At 51.0% G+C, this 6,234-nt stretch carries 6 protein-coding genes, 2 rRNA genes and 1 pseudogene (1 of these 9 cut by a window edge); 6 read left to right on the top strand and 3 right to left on the bottom strand.

Annotated features, from left to right (window positions below):
- From QCD60_RS09730 to QCD60_RS09710, 5 genes and pseudogenes are all read left to right on the top strand, one after another.
- Positions 1-2,035 (top strand): 23S ribosomal RNA (locus QCD60_RS09730) (it extends 843 nt beyond the left edge of the window).
- Between the two features lie 178 nt (positions 2,036-2,213).
- Positions 2,214-2,329, top strand: a 5S ribosomal RNA gene (rrf, locus tag QCD60_RS09725).
- A 163-nt stretch (positions 2,330-2,492) separates the two neighbouring features.
- Positions 2,493-2,676, top strand: a pseudogene (locus QCD60_RS09720) (IS3 family transposase); the annotation flags it as partial.
- Between the two features lie 208 nt (positions 2,677-2,884).
- Positions 2,885-3,181, top strand: a complete 297-nt coding sequence (locus tag QCD60_RS09715; protein ID WP_279784704.1) for a transposase — start codon at positions 2,885-2,887, stop codon at positions 3,179-3,181.
- A 220-nt stretch (positions 3,182-3,401) separates the two neighbouring features.
- Complete coding sequence (locus QCD60_RS09710) at positions 3,402-3,971, top strand: DDE-type integrase/transposase/recombinase (protein WP_279784701.1); 570 nt, start codon at positions 3,402-3,404, stop codon at positions 3,969-3,971.
- A 2-nt stretch (positions 3,972-3,973) separates the two neighbouring features.
- Here the strand turns inward: QCD60_RS09710 and QCD60_RS09705 are convergent, their stop codons facing one another.
- Positions 3,974-4,414: an MGMT family protein gene (locus QCD60_RS09705; RefSeq protein ID WP_279784699.1), complete on the bottom strand. Its 441-nt coding sequence runs from the start codon at positions 4,412-4,414 to the stop codon at positions 3,974-3,976.
- Positions 4,415-4,520: 106 nt separating this feature from the next.
- Between QCD60_RS09705 and csiR the strand changes: the two genes are divergently transcribed.
- Positions 4,521-5,237, top strand: coding sequence for a DNA-binding transcriptional regulator CsiR (csiR, locus tag QCD60_RS09700; protein ID WP_279784697.1), 717 nt, complete (start codon positions 4,521-4,523; stop codon positions 5,235-5,237).
- A 55-nt stretch (positions 5,238-5,292) separates the two neighbouring features.
- Here the strand turns inward: csiR and QCD60_RS09695 are convergent, their stop codons facing one another.
- Together QCD60_RS09695 and dtd are read right to left on the bottom strand one after the other, a co-directional pair.
- Positions 5,293-5,628, bottom strand: coding sequence for an H-NS histone family protein (locus QCD60_RS09695; protein ID WP_110187469.1), 336 nt, complete (start codon positions 5,626-5,628; stop codon positions 5,293-5,295).
- A 141-nt stretch (positions 5,629-5,769) separates the two neighbouring features.
- Positions 5,770-6,210: a D-aminoacyl-tRNA deacylase gene (gene dtd, locus QCD60_RS09690; protein ID WP_279784693.1), complete on the bottom strand. Its 441-nt coding sequence runs from the start codon at positions 6,208-6,210 to the stop codon at positions 5,770-5,772.
- Positions 6,211-6,234 lie beyond the last annotated feature (24 nt).

Raw genomic sequence — 6,234 nt, 5'->3', positions numbered from 1 at the left:
GGTAGAGCACTGTTTCGGCTAGGGGGTCATCCCGACTTACCAACCCGATGCAAACTCCGAATACCAGTGAGTACTATCCGGGAGACACACGGCGGGTGCTAACGTCCGTCGTGAAGAGGGAAACAACCCAGACCGCCAGCTAAGGTCCCCAAGTCCTGGTTAAGTGGGAAACGATGTGGGAAGGCTCAGACAGCTAGGAGGTTGGCTTAGAAGCAGCCACCCTTTAAAGAAAGCGTAATAGCTCACTAGTCGAGTCGGCCTGCGCGGAAGATATAACGGGGCTCAAACCAGGCACCGAAGCTGCGGATTCCTCATTGAGGAGTGGTAGGGGAGCGTTCTGTAAGTCTGCGAAGGTGTGCTGTAAGGCATGCTGGAGATATCAGAAGTGCGAATGCTGACATAAGTAACGATAAAGGAGGTGAAAAGCCTCCTCGCCGGAAGATCAAGGGTTCCTGTCCAACGTTAATCGAGGCAGGGTGAGTCGGCTCCTAAGGCGAGGCCGAAAGGCGTAGTCGATGGGAAACAGGTTAATATTCCTGTACCGCTGTTTACTGCGATGGGGGGACGGAGAAGGCTAGGCCAGCACGGTGATGGTTATCCGTGTTTAAGGTTGTAGGCAGGACGTGTAGGCAAATCCGCACGGCCAATGCTGAGGACTGATGACGAGCTCGCATGAGCGAAGTGGTTGATGCCATGCTTCCAAGAAAAGCCTCTAAGCTTCAGGTAAACAGGACCGTACCCCAAACCGACACAGGTGATCAGGTAGAGAATACCAAGGCGCTTGAGAGAACTCGGGTGAAGGAACTAGGCAAAATGGCACCGTAACTTCGGGAGAAGGTGCGCTGCCGGTGGTGAAGGACTCGCTCCGTAAGCTGCTGGCAGTCGAAGATACCAGGCCGCTGCAACTGTTTATTAAAAACACAGCACTCTGCAAACACGAAAGTGGACGTATAGGGTGTGACGCCTGCCCGGTGCCGGAAGGTTAATTGATGGGGTTAGCGCAAGCGAAGCTCTTGATCGAAGCCCCGGTAAACGGCGGCCGTAACTATAACGGTCCTAAGGTAGCGAAATTCCTTGTCGGGTAAGTTCCGACCTGCACGAATGGCGTAATGATGGCGGCACTGTCTCCACCCGAGACTCAGTGAAATTGAACTCGCTGTGAAGATGCAGCGTATCCGCGGCTAGACGGAAAGACCCCGTGAACCTTTACTGTAGCTTCACACTGGACTTTGATGTTGTTTGTGTAGGATAGGTGGGAGGCTTAGAAGCAGAGACGCCAGTTTCTGTGGAGCCAACCTTGAAATACCACCCTGACACCATTGAGGTTCTAACTCAGGCCCGTGATCCGGGTCGAGGACAGTGTGTGGTGGGCAGTTTGACTGGGGCGGTCTCCTCCCAAAGAGTAACGGAGGAGCGCGAAGGTACCCTCAGGCTGGTCGGAAATCAGCCAATGAGTGCAAGCGTAGAAGGGTGCTTAACTGCGAGACGGACAGGTCGAGCAGGTACGAAAGTAGGTGCTAGTGATCCGGTGGTTCTGAATGGAAGGGCCATCGCTCAACGGATAAAAGGTACTCCGGGGATAACAGGCTGATACCGCCCAAGAGTTCACATCGACGGCGGTGTTTGGCACCTCGATGTCGGCTCATCACATCCTGGGGCTGAAGCCGGTCCCAAGGGTATGGCTGTTCGCCATTTAAAGTGGTACGCGAGCTGGGTTTAGAACGTCGTGAGACAGTTCGGTCCCTATCTGCCGTGGACGTTGGAGATTTGAGAGGAGCTGTTCCTAGTACGAGAGGACCGGAATGGACGAACCGCTGGTGTTCGGGTTGTGATGCCAATCGCATTGCCCGGTAGCTATGTTCGGACGGGATAACCGCTGAAAGCATCTAAGCGGGAAGCCCCCCTCAAGATGAGATCTCCCTGGATCTTGAATCCTCTGAAGGGCCCTTGAAGACCACAAGGTTGATAGGTGGGGTGTGTAAGTGCTGTGAGGCATTGAGCTAACCCATACTAATTGCCCGTGCGGCTTGGCCATATAAGCTAAGAGACTTGGTTAAGCACTGGATAGACGAAGAGATTTTGTGATCGTCGCAAGCGCATGAAGATGCGAATAATCAAATTAGAGCCACCCTTATTTGAGTAAACCGGCGGCTGTGAGCGAGCGAAGAGTGAGCGAGCAGAGGAAGTAAGTCCGAGAGACTCAGCCAGAATTGCCTGGCGACCATAGCGACGTGGAACCACCTGATTCCATCCCGAACTCAGAAGTGAAACGCGTCAGCGCCGATGGTAGTGTGGGGTTTCCCCATGTGAGAGTAGGTCATCGCCAGGCATTGAAATACAGCAACCCCTGATCGGTAACGGTCAGGGGTTTTGCTTTTAGGGTTTGACAACTAAGTCAAATCGAATGCCAGCGGTGAGGCACCGTCCGTCGCCGCAGAGCAGGGTCCACCTTCCTCCTAAACGGGGAACGCTATCCCCCAGTACCATCTCCGCTTTATGCCCGTCGAGTGGTGAGGTGGGCGATGCCTGCCACTGTGATACGACGCTGACCTTGCGGGCACTGGAGATGGCTTATCGCTTGCGTCATCGGCCCAAGGGCTCATGTTCCACTCCGCCCCAGGGGGCTGGTATGGCAGTCTGGAATACCGCCAGCGGCTGTGGCGGTACCGGATGGTTTAAGGCATGAGCCGGCGTGGTGGTAACTGCTGGGATACTTAGTCCATTATGCTTGTGAACGTCAGCCTAATCTGACCCGTGCTGGGATTGGCCTACATCACATGTCTTTGCATTGCCCTGTCGAATGGGTCCTGACGTTCCCTTGCATTGCCAGTGTAGTGGCTCAATGATTTCGGACACTCAATAAAGCGTTATTCTAACGCGCTCAGTGAGGTGTCTTGTTTATGAGCAAACATCGTCAGTCCTTTACTCCAGAGTTCAAGCTGGAGGCCGTCGCGTTAGTGACCAGAACGGCTATTCCGTAACGGAGGCCTGTCAGGCACTGGGGGGCGGCCCTACAGCGCTTCGGCGCTGGATCAAACAGGTGGAACGTGAACAGAATGGTGTGGTGCTCTCAGGGAGCCAGGCATTAACCCCTGAGCAGCTCCAGATTCCGGAGCTACAAAAGCGTATCCAGCGTTTGGAAATGGAGAAAGAGATACTAAAAAAGCTACCGCGCTCTTGATGTCGGACGAGATCAAGTTCAGGTGCTGGTCCGTTCGTTCAGTGATGACTGGCCTGTAACCCCGTTGTGTGAGTCGTTTGAGCTACCGACATTGACCTACTATGACCGCCAAAAAAGAGCGATGCTGCCAGACAGGGTTCTGCCGGTGTTCGTACGTGGCCATGCAGGGCGTTGAGATGGGACGGCACAAGGCACACGTCTGATGGCGGAAGCCGGTCTCATGAGCTGTCAACCGGGGAAACATCGTTATAAACAGGCCCGGCAGGTGCATGCGGTGGTGCCGAATCGTCTGGATCGTGCTTTTGATACCGTGCAGCCCAATCAGGTGTGGTGTGGCGATATCACCTACATCTGGACGGGTGAGCAGTGGTCCTATCTTGCTGTTGTAATGGACCTTTATGCCCGTCGAGTGGTGGGGGCGATATCTGCCAGTGTGGATACGACGCAGACCTTGCGGGCACTGGAGATGGCTGGTCGTCCGACCAGGGGTGTCAGTACAGCAGTCTGGAATACCGCCAGCGGCTGTGGCGGCAAGCGTGGTAACGGCTGGGATAATGCACCTATGGAGTGGCTCTTTTGCAGTGTGAAAAGTGAGTGGGTACCGAAGTGTGGATACACCAGCCTGGATCAGGCGATCAAGGATATTGGGGACTACCTGATGAGCTATTACAACGAACAGAGACCTCATTGCCACAACGGTGGTTTAACCCCGGTGATGAGGGAAAAAGAAGCTAAGAAGCTGTCCGGAAATAGTTGGACCACTACACAGACAGGCAGATACGAAAAATAGGTTTAGTTATGGGGTTTTAGCTTATGTGATGTTTTAGTAAGTGGGTCATTCTCTGGGTTAATAGGTTTTTCTAGAGAATAGAGGCCAGAATGTTCGGCCCACATGAGCCAGCCTTCTTCATCGACAATGTTTGGTAACCAAGCATAGATTTGCCAGTCTACGTGGTTTTTATGAACGACAATATTCTCTTCCTGAAGATGATGAATGAAATCTTGGCCCTCAGCACTCTCATGGCTGAAAGGGAGTTGACCTCCACTACGGAGCACTCTGAACCAAGGTAATGCTAACTCCCTACTATTTAACCCCATCCAGCGGCCAACCCAGCGTGCCTGACGCCCCATTCCCGCAAGACGGGCTAGTTGCCCATAAGATGTCACTCGACCATAAGGTAAATGCTTTAACATCAGCTCACTTAGACGATAGTGCCAGATAGCCTGATTCATAAGTCTTGGGACCTCTGCTAATTAGCGTATGCAGAGCATGACGGCCTATCGCTTGTGTATTTAGTGAAGGCGTATACTCTGATTTCCATACGGTTTGGGATGGTCTATGTACGAGTTGACTTCGACTGAGCATAAAGCAGCAGATAGCCAGCGGCAGAATCAAAGTTCTGTGATTGTATCCCAACTACGTGAGGATATTATTCGGGGTATATTCCTACCGGGTGAAAAGTTGCTTATCTCCAGCTTAAAACAGCGATACGGTGTCGGAAGTAGTCCCATTCGGGAGGCTTTGTCACAACTCATCACTGAGAGATTGGTCGTCGCAGAGAGCCAGCGTGGGTTCCGTGCTAGTCCTATATCTAGAGACGAGCTCACTTCAATCTACGAGGCTCGCAGTGAAGTTGAGGCTAGTATTACTGCTTTTGCAATTGAGCGAGGGGATGATGCCTGGGAGGCAGGTATTGTCGGTGCCGCCTATCGTTTGTCTAAGGTTGATCAGACTGTCCCTGACGGAGAGCGTGTTGCCCGTTGGGAGTTATGTCATCGCAACTTACATGAGGCGATCGTCTTGGGGTGTAAGTCTCCGCAGTTGCTGGATGTTCGGCTAATGCTTTATACGCGAGCAGAGAGGTATCGACAGCTCTGGTTAAAGGAAACCGTATTGGATTTACACTCTTTAGCCCGAAGCCAAATCGATCATCAACGGCTGATCGATATCGTACTGCAAAGGCGTAAAGAGGAGGCTGTAGATTTAGTGAGGCAGCATATTTTGATGCCAGTGACGGTTATTTACGCTACGTTGAATCAGAAGCAGATACTCTGACTTATATATCAAGAAAAAAGCGGGCATTAGGCCCGCTTTTTATATCCGTAAAACATTAACCGGCAATACGGAAATCTTCCAGATCTGAGCCGTTGTTCAGTGCTTCTTCAATCCATTTTGGCTTACGACCTTTGCCAGTCCAAGTCTGGCTTGGATCAGCAGGATTGTAATATTGAGGAGCTGATTTGGATTTTACGCCAGTGGTTTTGCGTACGGAGCCCTGAAGTTCACTCAGAACAGATTCAAATGGGATGCCATTCTCTAGCGCCATGGCTTTAATTTGATCGATTACCTGAGCTTGCTGTTTTTTCTGATCCAAGGCTTTTTCGACATCGGCCTGCAGCGCTTCAAGTTCGGACAGAGACAGAGATTGTAAATCTGAATATTTCATGGCTCACCAACCGTTTTAATAAGGGAATATGTAATGGTCGGATTATAGCCTAAATTTTATTAGATTCGCCAATAGGCTTAATCATTATTGTTTCTGGCGTGTAAGGTAATGTTTCCTCATTCATGATTTGCACTGCACAATTTATTTTGTTTCCAGCCAAAAGGTCACAGGCCCATCGTTTATCAAACTGACTTGCATATCTGCCCCAAAGCTTCCAGTACTGACATGTTCATAAATGCTATGAGCACGGTCTATAAAATAATCGTATAGACGCTCTCCTGATATAGGGTCCGCTCCCTCAGAAAAGCTTGGGCGTAAGCCTTTTCGAGTATCTGCAACTAGAGTGAATTGCGAGACTATTAGCAAGCCACCTTGTATATCGCGCAGACTCAGGTTCATACGCTGTTTGTCATCTGCAAAGATACGGTAGTTTAGAATGCGCTCAAGCAACCAGTCTGCCTTGCTTTCATCATCACCTTTCTCAATCCCAAGTAGCAGCATAATACCTTTGTCGATTTGGCCAATGGTCTTCCCGGAGACCTCAACTTTGGCAGTCTGTACTCGTTGAATAAGGGCTTTCACTTTGAGTCCTTCATCTTTGTTGTG

Origin of the sequence: Pokkaliibacter sp. MBI-7, assembly GCF_029846635.1 — a bacterium.
Lineage (GTDB): Bacteria > Pseudomonadota > Gammaproteobacteria > Pseudomonadales > Balneatricaceae > Pokkaliibacter.
This window is presented reverse-complemented; position numbering and strand designations above follow the sequence as displayed.

Coding starts and splice junctions, on each gene's coding strand:
- QCD60_RS09710 (WP_279784701.1), top strand. CDS start 3,402: ATGAGCTGTCAACCGGGGAAACATCGTTATAAACAGGCCCGGCAGGTG.
- QCD60_RS09705 (WP_279784699.1), bottom strand. CDS start 4,414: ATGAATCAGGCTATCTGGCACTATCGTCTAAGTGAGCTGATGTTAAAG.
- csiR (WP_279784697.1), top strand. CDS start 4,521: ATGTACGAGTTGACTTCGACTGAGCATAAAGCAGCAGATAGCCAGCGG.
- QCD60_RS09695 (WP_110187469.1), bottom strand. CDS start 5,628: ATGAAATATTCAGATTTACAATCTCTGTCTCTGTCCGAACTTGAAGCG.